The following is a 13,990-nucleotide window of genomic DNA, read 5'->3' on the forward strand; positions in this document are numbered from 1 at the left end:
AACCAACTCTCATGTATCGTTGGGTAAAGATAGTTCTGCATCAATGCTCCTTCGCCCATGACATCAGTGACACCGCAAGCCAAGCACAAAAAAGCTAAAGCATTAAAATCATCGAGTCGTCGCCCTGCAAAAGAACTTTGTAGCGAGTGTGGGCTGTGTGATACATATTATATTCACTATGTCAAGGAAGCGTGTGCATTTCTTAATCAACAGATTGCGGAATTAGAGATGCGATCGCACACTCGCGCCCGCGATTTAGATAATCCCGATGAACTTTACTTCGGCGTTCATCAAACTATGATGGCGGCGCGTAAAACTGAACCAATTCCAGGGGCACAGTGGACAGGAATTGTGAGTTCAATTGCAATTGAAATGCTCAATCGCAGCATAGTAGAAGGCGTCGTTTGCGTTCAAAACACCAAAGAAGATCGCTTTCAACCAATGCCAATTATTGCCCGTACTCCAGAAGAGATTTTAGCAGCACGGGTGAATAAACCAACATTATCGCCGAATCTTTCCATCCTCGAACAAGTAGAACAATCGGGGATGAAGCGGTTGTTGGTTATTGGTGTGGGATGTCAAATTCAAGCTTTACGGGCAGTAGAGAAGCAATTAGGGTTGGAGAAACTGTATGTGTTGGGAACTCCTTGTGTAGACAATGTAACGCGGGCTGGATTACAGAAATTTTTGGAGACAACGAGTCGTTCTCCTGATACAGTTGTGCATTATGAGTTTATGCAAGATTTTCGCGTCCACTTCAAGCATGAAGATGGTTCAGAGGAAACAGTACCTTTCTTTGGTTTAAAGACGAATCAACTCAAAGATGTGTTTGCACCTTCGTGTATGAGTTGCTTTGATTATGTGAATTCACTTGCTGATTTAGTGGTAGGCTACATGGGCGCACCATTTGGTTGGCAATGGCTGGTTGTCAGGAACGATCGCGGACAAGAAATGCTGGATTTAGTTCAAGATCAGCTAGAAACACAATCTGTGATGTCAAAAGGCGATCGCACCGCAGCAGTGCAACAAAGTATCCCTGCCTACGACAAAGGCGTTACACTACCGATGTGGGCTGCCAAACTTATGGGTGTTGTCATTGAAAAAATTGGTCCTAAAGGCTTGGAATACGCCCGATTTTCGATTGATTCACACTTCACTCGTAATTACTTGTATGTCAAGCGCCATTATCCTGAAAAGTTAGCTGCGCACGTACCAGAGTTTGCCAAGCGAATTGTTAGTCAATACAAGTTACCATCAGAGTAGATGTGACAGAATGACATCGTAGACATCGGTTGATTCTAAGGTTGAGTGAGGAAGGCGATCGCCTCGGGTACTCTTGAAAGCGCAATCGCGTGTCATCAATAATGGTGCTTCGTCGGTAGAAGTAGGAATTCGCCCGTGTGAACCTTTAACTAAAGAAGCGTCTAAAGGAATAATATCCATCAAGGTACGAAATCCGAGTTGCTTTTGTAGTAAAATTTTGGCAACTTTTAGTTGTTGCCAGCGAATCGCGGGATCGACGAATAATTCTACAGGATCGTAGCCTGGTTTGCGGTGAATATCCACAGTGCGAGCAAAGTCTGGTGCTTTGTTGTCATCAAGCCAATAATAATAAGTAAACCATGCATCAGGGGCAGCAACAGCTACCAATGCACCAGAACGTGGATGATTTAAATGATACGCTGCTTGACCTTCTTCACCCAAAACAAAGTCAACTCCTGGTACTTGTTCGATGAGTTGCTGTACTTCTGCAATCTTATTGCAATCGCTAATATAAATATGGGCAATTTGGTGATCTGCAACGGCAAAAGCTGTGCTTGCACCTGGATCTAAAAGTTCTCTTCCAAGTTCTTCGCGTATTGCTAAATAACCATGTTCGCGCAAAACTCGATTTAAGGAAACTGCACGATTAACAGAGGTAATACCATATTCAGAAAGGACAATAACTTTGGCAGAATGTGACTCGTAGAATTCAATTAAGCTTTGACACACTGCGTCTACTTCTTGTAAATCACAGGCGATCGCGCTTGGATCAGTTCCTAAACGCTGTAAGCAGTAATCTAAATGCGGAAGATAAATGAGTGTTAGTGTTGGAGAATACATTTCCTCTACAGCGATCGCAGAAGAAGCAATCCACTGCGTCGAACGTATAGTTGTTTTTGGTCCCCAAAATTCAAACAAGGGAAAAGTCCCCAAACGTTCTTGCAACTTAAATCTCAAATCTGCAGGTTGCGTGTAAATATCAGGAATCTTTCTACCATCTGCAGGATACATCGGTCGTGGCGTTACCGAAATATCGACTGAGGAGTACATATTATACCACCAAAAGAGATTCGCGCAGGTGAAAGTGGGATTTAGAGTGCGTACCGCTTCCCATATTTTCTTAGCTTGAACTAATTTGTTCGACTGTCGCCAAAATTTCACCTCACACTCATCACGGAAGTACCAACCATTGGCAACAATACCGTGATCTTGAGGATACTTCCCAGTTAAATAACTTGCTTGCACCGAACACGTTACCGCAGGTAACACTGGTTTAATAGAAGCTATTTGTCCTAAAGCTGCCCATTTTGATAAGAATGGTGTATGTTCGCCTAATAAACTAGGCGTTAACCCGACTACATTTAGAACAACGGTTTTGTGCATAACTTTGTTTGAGGAAATTCGCTAAGATGCTGTAAAAAGCTAATTGCTAACAGAAGAAATTGCTAACAGCTTGCTTAACACCCATTCATATTCGCGTTGAATTGAGGCGAGTAAATCTAGTTTCATTGCTGGTGGTAGTACATCCCAGGTGTAAGTTTCAATTTCTAAATGGTGACATGGTTGTCCTAATAAATTGAGAACTTCAACAATATCATCTTGTGTAGATTGCAACGTTTGATAATCGCGAATAAAAATGGGAACGTGAAAGTGGGTTCGCCACTCTTGGGCAGTAGATTGTTCTAGATGAGGTAATGCTGTGCTGAGATCTGAGTAGTGATGTAACGTACCATCTTGCGATCGCGCGATAACTTGATGTAAATAAGTTGATTCTGCAAATGAACTTAAGCGATCGCTAACAATTTTGCGCTGGGCTATTTCTTTTGGCAATGCAACTTGGATGGCTGCACTAATTTGAATTTTACCGATGTGAATTCCTGCTGCTTGTAAACGTGTAAAAGCAGACTTAGGCTCTTCGTACTCTACAGCAAAATGACACGTATCATAGCAAATACAAATATGTTCAAGTAATAACGCTTCTGCGGTAGCTTGAGAAATTTCTAAAGTTTTACTGAGATAGTTTCCACCAATTGGTAGTAGCCAAGAATGAAAAAAGTTAATGACCTCTGTTGTATTTTCAATTAATCCGTCAGGTTCAGGTTCTAAATCGAGATGAACTAACTTACCTGTTGCTTTGCGAACACGCGCCATTTCGGCAGCGACTGCGGCTATATTTAGCGTGGCACTCTCAAATACACTATCTGTACTGACTTTTGTAAACCAAGGTTTGTAAGACAGTGGCAATGTAGAAATTCCGCCATCGATACCTTGAGGTAATAGCGTTGCCAGAATTTGAGTTAAATGTAAGGTGTAGTTGAGGCGATCGCTTGTTTGCCAATCGGGTGCATATACTTTGTCTTTGACGACTTGATGATGAAATCCGCCGTAAGGAAATCCGTTTAAGGTAAAAACATATAAGTTGTTCTGATTTAACCAAGCTTGAAATTGTGCTAGATAATTACTTTCTAGAAGTTCACTTGCTGCTTTAGCAGCTAATCTTAAACCAATGCCGAACGGCTTTTTTGGTGCTATTCTAGCTTTGAGTTCAGGAATATAGGCTTTTAAGTTTGCAAATACATCCTGCCAAGATTCACCAGGATGAACATTTGTGCAATACGTCAAGTGAATATTTTCTAGCTGCATTTTCCTTAGATGTAATTGTGCTTCTTTCAACAGCGGTTTCAACCGCAGCTGCATAAACGAAACCTGTCTTCACAGGTTTTATGTTTCGATATCAACAGTCCACGAAGGTGGACTTAATATATATAGCTGCGACTTTAGCCAAGCTTGTCATGGTATTGTTGCAACAAGGCGATTGCCTTCTCATACACTAATAAATCGACTTGATGCACCTCAACTCCTTTACCAATCTTCTCTAGCAGCATCAGCGTTAATTCTCCGCCTAAGTGTTCCCGAAACTCACTCAGCCCTCGGAAAATACAATCAGAATGTTCTGGTTGATGTAATTTATCTACTAATTCCGGTACATATAAACTAAAACCGAGTGCTTGGAGTGTATCTAAAATCTGCTGCCAATCTGATTTTGTGAGTAGCCCGATTAAATAGGAATAGGTGCTATCCAAAGCTATCCCAATCACCACAGCTTCTCCATGACGTAGGTTGTAGTTCGTCAACTGTTCGAGTTTATGTGCCGCCCAATGTCCAAAGTCTAAAGGGCGTGAGGAACCTTTCTCGAACGGATCGCCACTAGTTGCAATATGCTCTAAGTGTAATTGAGCGCAACGATAAATTAATTCTTGCATTGCTTGCAGATCGCGTTGCGTTAATACAGTTGCGTGTTTCGTAATGAATTTAAAAAAGTCTGCATCTTTAATTAGTGCGACTTTCACAGCTTCGGCAATTCCAGAACGCCAGTCACGCTCATCAAGCGTTGTGAGAAAATTAAGATCGTTTAATACAGCATAAGGTGGTGCAAAAGTTCCTAAGAAATTCTTCTTACCAAATGCATTGATGCCATTTTTGACGCCGACACCTGAATCATTTTGTGCCAATACTGTCGTCGGAACGCGAATTAAGCGAATTCCTCGATGTGCTGTTGCTGCTGCGTATCCTGCCATATCTAATACTGCACCACCACCAATTGCTAATACATAAGAATGGCGACACAATCCACTACGATCAATAATTTGGTGAAGTTGTTCAATCAGTTTAGGATCGTTCTTTGCCGCTTCTCCCCCAGGAACGATCGCCGGATGTTTAACGAGTATAAATGTATTTCGATAAAACTCAGCATAGGCAGCTAATTTATCTAGTAGTGTTGGTTGATGTTGTAGTAAACCTGCATCAATTACCGTTAATACTTTTTTTGGGCTATCTCCGTCGATGGTAAGAACTTGTGCGAGGAGAGGATTATCTAACTCAAATAGTCCATTAGTGAAGTGGACATCATAATTAAATGTCACAGGGACACATTGTTTAAGCGATTTCCCAAAGGGAACGCTTCGCGAACGCATATCAGATGCACTTTTGATCCCAATCGTCATAATTACTATTAAATTAAGTGACAGCAAAAATTTGAGCTAAACTCAATGAAATAGGCAGTAAACCTAACACGAGTAAGCCATAAGGTAAACCTGCAAAACCAGATGCGATCGCTGCATCTAAAATAATCAGCGACAATACGCCCGCTTTGACTGCGATACGAATATTAACCGGAGTGGCTTCGCGCCAAGCTTGCACAAAAGCAGGAACAACACGCCAAGCAAACAATGCCACAAAAGGTAATGCAGTCATCACTTGATATTCTGGCAATATCCCTAGCGTTAAAACTCCGCTGATAACTCCTGCAATCATGACTAATGCAATGATGCCAGTGCTATTTTTTCCGCCGTGAACTTCACCTTGGCTAATCGCAGTAATTGCTGCAATGTAAGCAATTGGAATTAACGCTAAAAACCACAGGTGTTCTACCATCGCAGGAACCGCACTCACGCCGAGTAGCAGATTACCTCCGCGACAAATTCCCATATTTAGTGGACCAAAAACAACATGGTGTTTGCTAAACGCATCGTAAAGAATCGCTGCAAAAGCAACTGTAGCAGCAATAACAAGGCTTGTCGCTGAGACTTGGGCAGATGCAATGATACCAATAACTAAAAGAAAAGTTCCTAAGGCGATCGCATTTTGTCTAGCAATAGTACCACTAGGTATTGGTCTTTCTGGTCGTTCTTGAGCGTCTAATTCGGCATCAAATACATCATTAAAAACGACGCCGCCACCATACAAACCACTTGTTGCCAATAATAGCCAAACTAAAGGCAAAAGATTGAGAATATCTACTTGTCGCCACAATACTGAACCAGATGCCGCGAAGCCAACTAAAATATCTGCCCAAGCTGTGACAATGTTAGCAGGTCGCATAAGTTGCAAATAAGCCCGTGTTTGGCTTTTCGCTGCTTGCAACATTTATGTATCTCCCAATAGTAATTCGGTAATGGGTATTACTTAATGCTGAAACTAAAATTTAATTTTTACTCAATCAAGATCTGATCGCGGCTAGCTTCGACAACGGGCGTTTGTCCGCGTAAGACGGAGTTGCCATAGTAAAGTTCGCGTTGGTCAATTGTCAAGGAATTTAGCCAGTCGGTTTCACTGAATTGATGGCTTTGACTATAGGCTGCTAAAGCATTTTCATAGCATACTGCCCTAACGTGTGCTTCAGGAATTCCGCGTTCAAGCATCAGTTGTGCGGTTTTTGGTACAGCTAGCGGATCGCTCACACCCCAATCAGCACTACTATCAACAATAATGCGATCGCACCCATATTGACGGACAATCTCAACCATCCGTGCATTACCCATTTTGGTATATGGGTAAATTGTAAACGCTGCCCAAAACCCACGTGCTAGCACTTCTTCTACAGTTTCTTCGTTGTTATGGTCAATAATAACTCGTGATGGTGCTAAACCATATTCAACACAGCGATCCATACTTCGGCTAGCACCAGCTTTTTTATTGCGATGCGGCGTGTGAATCAACACCAACATATCGAGTTCTTGGGCGAGTTCAAGTTGTTGACAAAAATATTTGTCCTCAGCAGGTGTCATATCGTCATAGCCAATTTCACCAATTGCCACGACTCCTTCTTTACACGCGTACAGCGGCAACAGTTCCATCACCATTTCGGCTAAAGCTTCGCTGTTCGCTTCTTTGGGGTTCAAGCCAATCGTACAATAGTGCTGAATACCAAACTGATTTGCCCGAAAGCGTTCCCAGCCCACAAGACTACTAAAGTAATCTTTAAACGATCCAGAACTTGTGCGCGGTTGCCCTAGCCAAAACGACGGTTCAATGACGGCGACAACACCATACTCGCGCATCACCATGTAATCGTAGGTTGTCCGCGAAACCATGTGGATATGAGGGTCAATGAACATCATAGGATAATTGGTTATAGTAGGGGTCGGAGGTCAGAAGTCAGAGGTCAGGGTAAAAGTTAGATAGTAGGTAATTGATAGGAATAAGTGCGAATTAGTTTCCTACATCAGCGCCGAGGCGATTGCAGCTAAAGCTACTCCATGTCAGATCGCCGTGATGAATTGCTGCTTGTAAATTTGGGTAACGTGCTAGTAATTCTTGGGCTTGTGGTAGCGGAGACTGCGCACACGCTAAAGCTGCAGCTTCTTGTTGAACGATATCATCCTCTTGTAATACTTTTGCCAAAGCTTGTAATTCTGTATCAGAATACCCAACAAAGCGCCATAGTTCAGGTGTCACACTTCGTTTTGCTGCCCAGCGTTCGCGTACGTAATCAACCAGCATTCTAGCCAACTCTGGGTTGGCACGGCGATCGCTACCTTGAATAAGATACAACGGACTCTCCACAAAAACTGCTTTGAGGATCATTTGATTCCAAGCAAGATCGTCAAAATATTCTGCTGGATAAGGATTACGCAAAGCGACAGCATTAAATACAGTTGTCATATTACTCCGTACTCCCTCTGCGGCTCTAGCACAATGCTTTTCTGGATGTGGCAGTAAGGGTAAACTTTGATACAAGGCAACTAATTCTCTTACATCTGCTGTTGTGAAGACTTGGTCGAGTATCCATAAATATTTCTCAACATCTGCATGAGGTAAGGATAAAACAACTAACGCCCGCCCTGCTTGATCGACACTCCAGTGCTGAGGATTCCAACCAAGGCGAATTGTCTGGGCTGCTAGCAGATCTTCTGCTGATAGGGTTAATGAGTTTTTGCCAAGATAGCGAGGTACTGCACTAAAAGTTGTATAAAAGACTCGCTGTGTTGCTCCTTGAGCGATTTGGTTTCTTTTTTCTGCCAACCAACTTAGACTTGTATGAGAAATCTGCCGTGATAAGCAGTTGTGTAACAGTTTTGTTACTTGAGTCACATCATAGTTAGTTGCCGACTTCATAAAGCTTGATACAATTAACTTCTCGCTAATCTTAATTTAAAGAGAACATACTCCAAATCACCAAAACCGTAATGTATAAGTTTTGTTGATTGATGATTGTAGAACTTTGTTTGAGGTTGTTCGTTTTTGGAATCTTGAGTACTGTACGAAGCTTGACTTAGAAGAAGCTTGATGCTTGAGTTCGGGTTGCTAACTTGTCTCTCATGACGACACTACAAGCAAGAACCTCACTGATACCGCAATTTTACAGTAGAAGCTTAAAGAAAAATTAAATAATACACTCTTAAGGGGCATTCGCTGATGCTATGGCACGCACAGAAAATAGGTAAAGAGGGTAAGTTACTGATGTCTGGGGTTTTTGCGAACCAAGATTGCCAATTGCAAGTATATAAATTGAAGAAACAGCTTTGTGAAAAAAGACTTGCATAATTATTTTTTTTGCTACTGATAATTTAGATAGCAAGTGACTTAAGGAGCAACAGCCGTTACAACTAATCTTTAAAGTAGCGATCGCATGATAGTTAGATAACTGGTTTGTCATAGCCAGGCACTTTGCTATTGATAGATGTTATAGATAAGTTTGCTTATCAAAGAATTATATAATGTTTCACGCACTCATTCTTTCTTGGCAAGTGCTCAACTTCAGATTCTTAAAAGCAAATGAATAGATGAATACTAAGCAAAAGGGGTAAAAGAATTATTGATTAATTTTAGTTATTTAAGGTTCAATCTTACTTGTGTTCAACAAAGCTGATATGGATCAACTAGAAACACAACTACGTCAGTTAATAATAACAACTTGTCGATATAAACAAAATAGTGTTGAACGTCAGCAAGGTTTAACAAAGATTGTGCGCGCGATCTGCAAATCTGGCAAACTCTGGAAGGATACTTCTCCTTATTATGAGGATGCACTGCAGAAAACTTGGCTATATTTCTGTCGCAATTTATGCGAAGCAAATACAGGGGAAAGATACGATCCAAATCGTAGTAGTGTGACTACTTGGCTAAATGCTTATTTGAGGCGACGGCTACAAGATTTTCGTGTCGAAGAATATGAAACTCTTACTCAAACTGCCTCATTTCAGACCACAGAAGATGAAGTTATTGACACTACAGCTGCTTTGGTTGCACCACCTGATATTCCACCTATTCTAGAAATGACAATTACTTGGGCGAAAACTGACTTTGATGGCGAGTTACGTCGCGTTCATATTCAAGGGCACCCGAAAGTTAATTGTCAAGTATTGATTTTACAAAGACTACCTCCAGAAACAAGTTGGGAGAAGTTATCTGAAGAATACCGAATTTCAATTTCTACTTTAACAAGTTTTTATAGAAGGCAATGTATTCCTCGCTTGCGTAAATTTGGTGAATCTCAAGGTTATTTATGATGAAGCTTTAAATGGTATATCAGTTTTTTTATTTGATGACTACTTAAATATAAGCCAAAAAAGTGCCGTAACTTGCAGGTAAAAAATAATAATACAAAATTGAGAATTTAAACTATGCCTAAAGATACTAAGCAAATACAAGGATTTGCCTTGCCACTACCTATTACTCAAATTGCACAAGAAACTGCCCAAAAATTTGTCGATCAAGTACAAAATTTTCCAGACAAGGTAGAAAAAATAAAATTAAATACCCTAGCTGTTTGCATAGTTGATAACTACTTACAGATGATGGGTATTGATACAAATATTACAGCAAGTGATAGTTGGAATCCAGTATTGCAGTTGTGTGCTGATATTGCTGACTTAGAAGTATCAGGACTGGGTCGTTTAGAGTGTCGCTGGGTGCGATCGCCTTCCGTTCAGTGCGATGTTCCCCCAGAAGTATGGGAGGATCGAATTGGATATGTTGTCGTGCAGTTTGATGAAGCACTCCGCGAAGCAACATTATTAGGATTTACCCCAAGAGCAATCGCGCAATTAGCAATTGACGAGTTACAACCACTCGAAGACTTACTTGCGCATTTGAATGATTTAAAACTAGCTGTTGAGAATCAGCAACCAGTAGTGCAGTTAAGCCAATGGTTTGATCGTGTATTTGAGGCAGGATGGCAAGGTATTGAAACAATTTTAGGACCAGCACGAACCAACTTGGTGTTTAGTTTTCGCCGCTCTGATCCTGTCGTAGGTGGAGCAAACGAGAATCGAGAAGACCGGATTCGCCGTGCTAAATTAATTGATTTAGGCATGCAACTAGCAGGTCACGCAGTTGCTTTGATTGTCGAACTGCGCTCAATGTCTGACCAAAAAATGGATATTTTGCTACAAGTTCATCCTACAGGCAGTCAAATGTATCTACCACCTCAACTACAGCTAACTGTTTTGGATGCTTCTGAAGCAGTTTTCCTTGAAGCTCAAGCAAGAAAAGCCGATAATTATATTCAGTTACAGTTTAGTGGAAAACCAGGAGAAAAGTTTAGTGTGCGAGTAGCGCTTGGCAGTGACAGCATAATAGAAAACTTTATGATTTAATTTCATCACCGCGCCTGCAGGAACACCGTAGTGGCTAAGTTAGTTGTTTTAAAAGTAGGCGAAGGAAGCTTTGAGCAGGGATTCCCTGTAACGATGCAAATAGGAGAAGAAGGTGATTCTCCGGCAATCCAAACTTTAGGTAAGCTACCACCTGCTCCAGAAATTCCTCAGTACTACAATTGTTGGCAATCAGCATATCTTTGTTTAGGTTGGTCTACCCGTCTAGAAGCAAAGCCTATTCAAGTAACAAACGTTTCAGTGATTGATGATTGCTGGCACGCCGTACAAGTCTTACGCAACCGTTTAAATAGCTGGATACACTCTGAGTCTTTTCGTTCGATTCGGGAAAAATGGTTGGAGAAATTGCTGCCATCAGATGAGATTCGAGTTATTTTACAAACAGAAGATGAGCTTTTGCAACGCTTACCTTGGCATTTCTGCGATCTCTTCGAGCGTTACCCTAAAGCAGAAATTGCCCTTAGCACCCCAGCCTACGAACGAGTCAAACAAGTTTCTCAACTCAAAAATAAAGTCACTATTCTTGCCATTCTTGGTGATAGTACAGGAATTGATACCCAAGCAGATCGGGCTTTGCTAGAAAAACTACCTGGCGCAACTGTGCAGTTTTTAGTTGAACCACAACGCCAAGAACTCAACAATCAATTATGGAGCCAAGGCTGGGATATTCTTTTTTTTGCAGGGCATAGTTCAAGTTTGGCTAACGGAGATGGTCGAATTTGTATCAATCAAACTGATAGCTTGTCAATTAGCGATTTAAAGTATGCACTCAAAACTGCTGTAGCACACGGCTTAAAGCTAGCGATTTTTAATTCCTGTGATGGTTTAGGATTAGCACGCGAACTTGCCAACTTATATATTCCGCAAGTAATTGTCATGCGGGAGCCAGTACCAGATAAAGTGGCGCACGAGTTTCTCAAGAATTTTTTGTATACTTTTGCTGGTGGTCAGTCTTTTTATTTATCAGTACGTGAAGCACGCGAGCGTCTACAAGGATTAGAAGATCAGTATCCTTGTGCAAGTTGGCTACCTGTCATTTATCAAAATCCCGCAGAGAACCCACCGCTATGGACAGCCCTATCAAATCAGCTTGTCGATAGTACTCAAAATTACCAACATCCCCGCACGCTCAAAAAAATTGGATTACAGCGGTTACGGACAATGCTGCTGACGAGTATAGTAACAACATCTGCCATTTGGGGAGTACGTCACGTAGGAGCACTACAACCACTTGAACTTAAGGCTTTTGATCAGCTAATGCGATTGCGATCGCCTGAGGCAGCTGATCCGCGATTGTTAGTTGTCGCTATCACCGAGGAAGATTTCAAACTACCAGAACAGAAAAATCGCACCGGATCGCTATCTGATTTGGCGCTAGCACAACTTTTAGAAAAACTAGAGCAACATCAACCGCGAGCCATTGGTTTAGATATTTATCGCGAAGATGCAGTGAATCCTCAACAAGAAGATTTGGCAAAGTATATGCAACAGAGCGATCGCTTTATTGCTGTCTGTAAAATTAGCGATCCGACAGCAACTGAAGATCCGAGTGTGGCTCCACCGCCTGAAGTTCCCGAAGCACGTCAAGGATTTAGCGATGTTGTTCTTGACCCTGATGGAATTCTCCGACGATATCTTGTCGCAGTTAACCCGCATCCGGCTTCCATTTGCGGTACACCTTATGCATTTAGCACGCAACTTGCATTTCGTTACTTAGCGGCTGAAGGGATTTTTCCTCAGTGGACACCCGAAGGACAATTACAGTTAGGTGATGTTGTTTTACCGCGCTTGCACTCGCACACTGGAGGTTATCAAACCATTGATGCTGCAGGCTTTCAAATGCTGCTCAATTACAATTCTTACCGATCGCCAGAAAATATTGCGAGCAGAGTTACACTAACTGATGTTTTGCGAAATCGAGTCAGACCTGATGATGTTAAGAATAGGATTGTTTTGATTGGTGTGACTGCTCCTAGTGTTGGCGATTATTTTGCGACACCTTATAGTACGGGTGGAGGGACGTACCAAAAAATGGCAGGCGTGTTTGTCCACGCCCAAATGGTTAGTCAACTACTCAGTGTTGTCAAAAATCAACGACCATTGTTGTGGGTGTTACCGCAGTGGGGCGAATTACTATGGATTTGGGGCTGGTCAATTCTAGGTGGTTTGCTTGCTTGGCGCTACCGTTCAGTATTACATCTAGAACTGGCATTACTCTTGACACTCATTGTCCTGTCTGCGCTATGTGTTGCATCTTTTTCGTTCCAAAGCTGTTGGGTGCCGTTAATTCCATCAGGGTTAGCATTGGTTGCAACTAGCGCTGGTGTTGTCGTACAAACTACTTCTCAAAAACAGGAACAGAAACAGCGTACAAAACTCTACTCAGGGAGTACTTAAAATGAATTTCTACTGGCAGTATTACAAATTCGCCCTGGTTGGGTTAGCAGTTATTGGCGTATTCCCAGCGAAAGTTTACTCTGTTCCAGAGACAAGGGTAGAAAAACAAGTAATTGCAAGTGCTACGGGGCAACTCAACTTTACTCCACCTCCACCTCCAGCAGATATTGGAATTCCAGGCGATCGCACTGGTGCAGGTAGACGTGGCTGTTTAGTTAACAACGATTCAGTAGATAATAAGCAACTCACAGCTTTAGTGCCAATAACCAAAGCCGCTACAGGTTTAGAGGTTGTATGGGGACTGACAACGGTTGAGCATCCCACCTTCTGGTTTTATGTACCTTATCGCGCTCAGGACGTCCATTCTGCTAGGTTTGTTTTACGCACAGCAGATAAGCAGCTTGTTTATCAAACTTCAGTTTCACTGCCAAATAAGCCTGGGGTTATTAGTTTGACTTTGCCTACAACGGTAGCATTAGAAGTCGCAAATCAATATCACTGGTATTTCAACATTTATTGTGCCGAACGTAAGCCACCAACTGCTATTGTTCATGGCGGAATCCAAAGGCGTGCTATCACTCCCACCCTTGCTAGCCAATTAGCACAAGCAACTCCACAACAGCGGGCAGAACTTTACTTCGCTAATGGATTTTGGTTTGATGCAGTAACGACACTGGGGCAGCTATACTACCACAATCCAAGTAATATGGCAATAGCACAAAATTGGACTGATGTGTTGCGCTTTGTTGGCTTAGATGCGATCGCTTCTGAACCCATTGCCTCATGTTGCGATCTCATGCAGCAAGTACGAAGGGATTGATAAAGCTTGGCGAATAAATTCGCAGCTAAACAAACGAAGTCCACCTCCGTGGACTTAGTAGTAACAGTCTTACTAAGAGTGTGCGAAGGCACACTTTGTTTAAGTAGCCCCG

General features: G+C 42.0%; 12 protein-coding genes. 5 read left to right on the forward strand and 7 right to left on the reverse strand.

Features of this window, described 5'->3' with window-relative positions; translation table 11 throughout:
• Positions 1-57 precede the first annotated feature (57 nt).
• Positions 58-1,263, forward strand: a complete 1,206-nt coding sequence (locus IQ230_RS06140; RefSeq protein ID WP_193931170.1) for a Coenzyme F420 hydrogenase/dehydrogenase, beta subunit C-terminal domain — start codon at positions 58-60, stop codon at positions 1,261-1,263.
• Here the strand turns inward: IQ230_RS06140 and IQ230_RS06145 are convergent.
• From IQ230_RS06145 to IQ230_RS06175, 7 genes are all read right to left on the reverse strand, one after another.
• Positions 1,255-2,646, reverse strand: coding sequence for an alkaline phosphatase family protein (locus tag IQ230_RS06145; protein WP_193931171.1), 1,392 nt, complete (start codon positions 2,644-2,646; stop codon positions 1,255-1,257). The genes IQ230_RS06140 and IQ230_RS06145 overlap by 9 nt on opposite strands.
• Positions 2,647-2,685: 39 nt before the next feature.
• Positions 2,686-3,960: a metabolite traffic protein EboE gene (gene eboE / locus IQ230_RS06150; RefSeq protein ID WP_228054629.1), complete on the reverse strand. Its 1,275-nt coding sequence runs from the start codon at positions 3,958-3,960 to the stop codon at positions 2,686-2,688.
• 80 nt (positions 3,961-4,040) lie between these two features.
• On the reverse strand, positions 4,041-5,267 hold the full coding sequence (locus IQ230_RS06155) for a 3-dehydroquinate synthase (protein ID WP_193931172.1): 1,227 nt from the start codon (positions 5,265-5,267) through the stop codon (positions 4,041-4,043).
• 13 nt (positions 5,268-5,280) lie between these two features.
• Positions 5,281-6,189: a UbiA-like protein EboC gene (gene eboC / locus IQ230_RS06160; protein WP_193931173.1), complete on the reverse strand. Its 909-nt coding sequence runs from the start codon at positions 6,187-6,189 to the stop codon at positions 5,281-5,283.
• 65 nt (positions 6,190-6,254) lie between these two features.
• Positions 6,255-7,163, reverse strand: coding sequence for a TatD family hydrolase (locus IQ230_RS06165; protein WP_228054630.1), 909 nt, complete (start codon positions 7,161-7,163; stop codon positions 6,255-6,257).
• Between the two features lie 91 nt (positions 7,164-7,254).
• On the reverse strand, positions 7,255-8,160 hold the full coding sequence (locus tag IQ230_RS06170) for an EboA family metabolite traffic protein (RefSeq protein ID WP_193931174.1): 906 nt from the start codon (positions 8,158-8,160) through the stop codon (positions 7,255-7,257).
• Positions 8,161-8,443: 283 nt separating this feature from the next.
• Positions 8,444-8,701, reverse strand: a complete 258-nt coding sequence (locus IQ230_RS06175; protein WP_193931175.1) for a hypothetical protein — start codon at positions 8,699-8,701, stop codon at positions 8,444-8,446.
• A 214-nt stretch (positions 8,702-8,915) separates the two neighbouring features.
• Here IQ230_RS06175 and IQ230_RS06180 point away from each other — a divergent pair, with 214 nt between their 5' ends.
• The 4 genes from IQ230_RS06180 (at position 8,916) to IQ230_RS06195 (ending at position 13,878) form a co-directional block, all read left to right on the forward strand.
• Complete coding sequence (locus tag IQ230_RS06180; protein WP_193931176.1) at positions 8,916-9,554, forward strand: sigma-70 family RNA polymerase sigma factor; 639 nt, start codon at positions 8,916-8,918, stop codon at positions 9,552-9,554.
• Positions 9,555-9,668: 114 nt separating this feature from the next.
• Positions 9,669-10,643 (forward strand): DUF1822 family protein, encoded by a 975-nt coding sequence (locus tag IQ230_RS06185; RefSeq protein ID WP_193931177.1) that lies wholly within the window; start codon positions 9,669-9,671, stop codon positions 10,641-10,643.
• 30 nt (positions 10,644-10,673) lie between these two features.
• Positions 10,674-13,058, forward strand: coding sequence for a CHASE2 domain-containing protein (locus IQ230_RS06190; protein WP_193931178.1), 2,385 nt, complete (start codon positions 10,674-10,676; stop codon positions 13,056-13,058).
• A 1-nt stretch (position 13,059) separates the two neighbouring features.
• Positions 13,060-13,878, forward strand: coding sequence for a DUF928 domain-containing protein (locus tag IQ230_RS06195; protein WP_193931179.1), 819 nt, complete (start codon positions 13,060-13,062; stop codon positions 13,876-13,878).
• Positions 13,879-13,990 lie beyond the last annotated feature (112 nt).

It is taken from the genome of Gloeocapsopsis crepidinum LEGE 06123, from assembly GCF_015207655.1.
Classification (GTDB): domain Bacteria; phylum Cyanobacteriota; class Cyanobacteriia; order Cyanobacteriales; family Chroococcidiopsidaceae; genus Gloeocapsopsis; species Gloeocapsopsis crepidinum.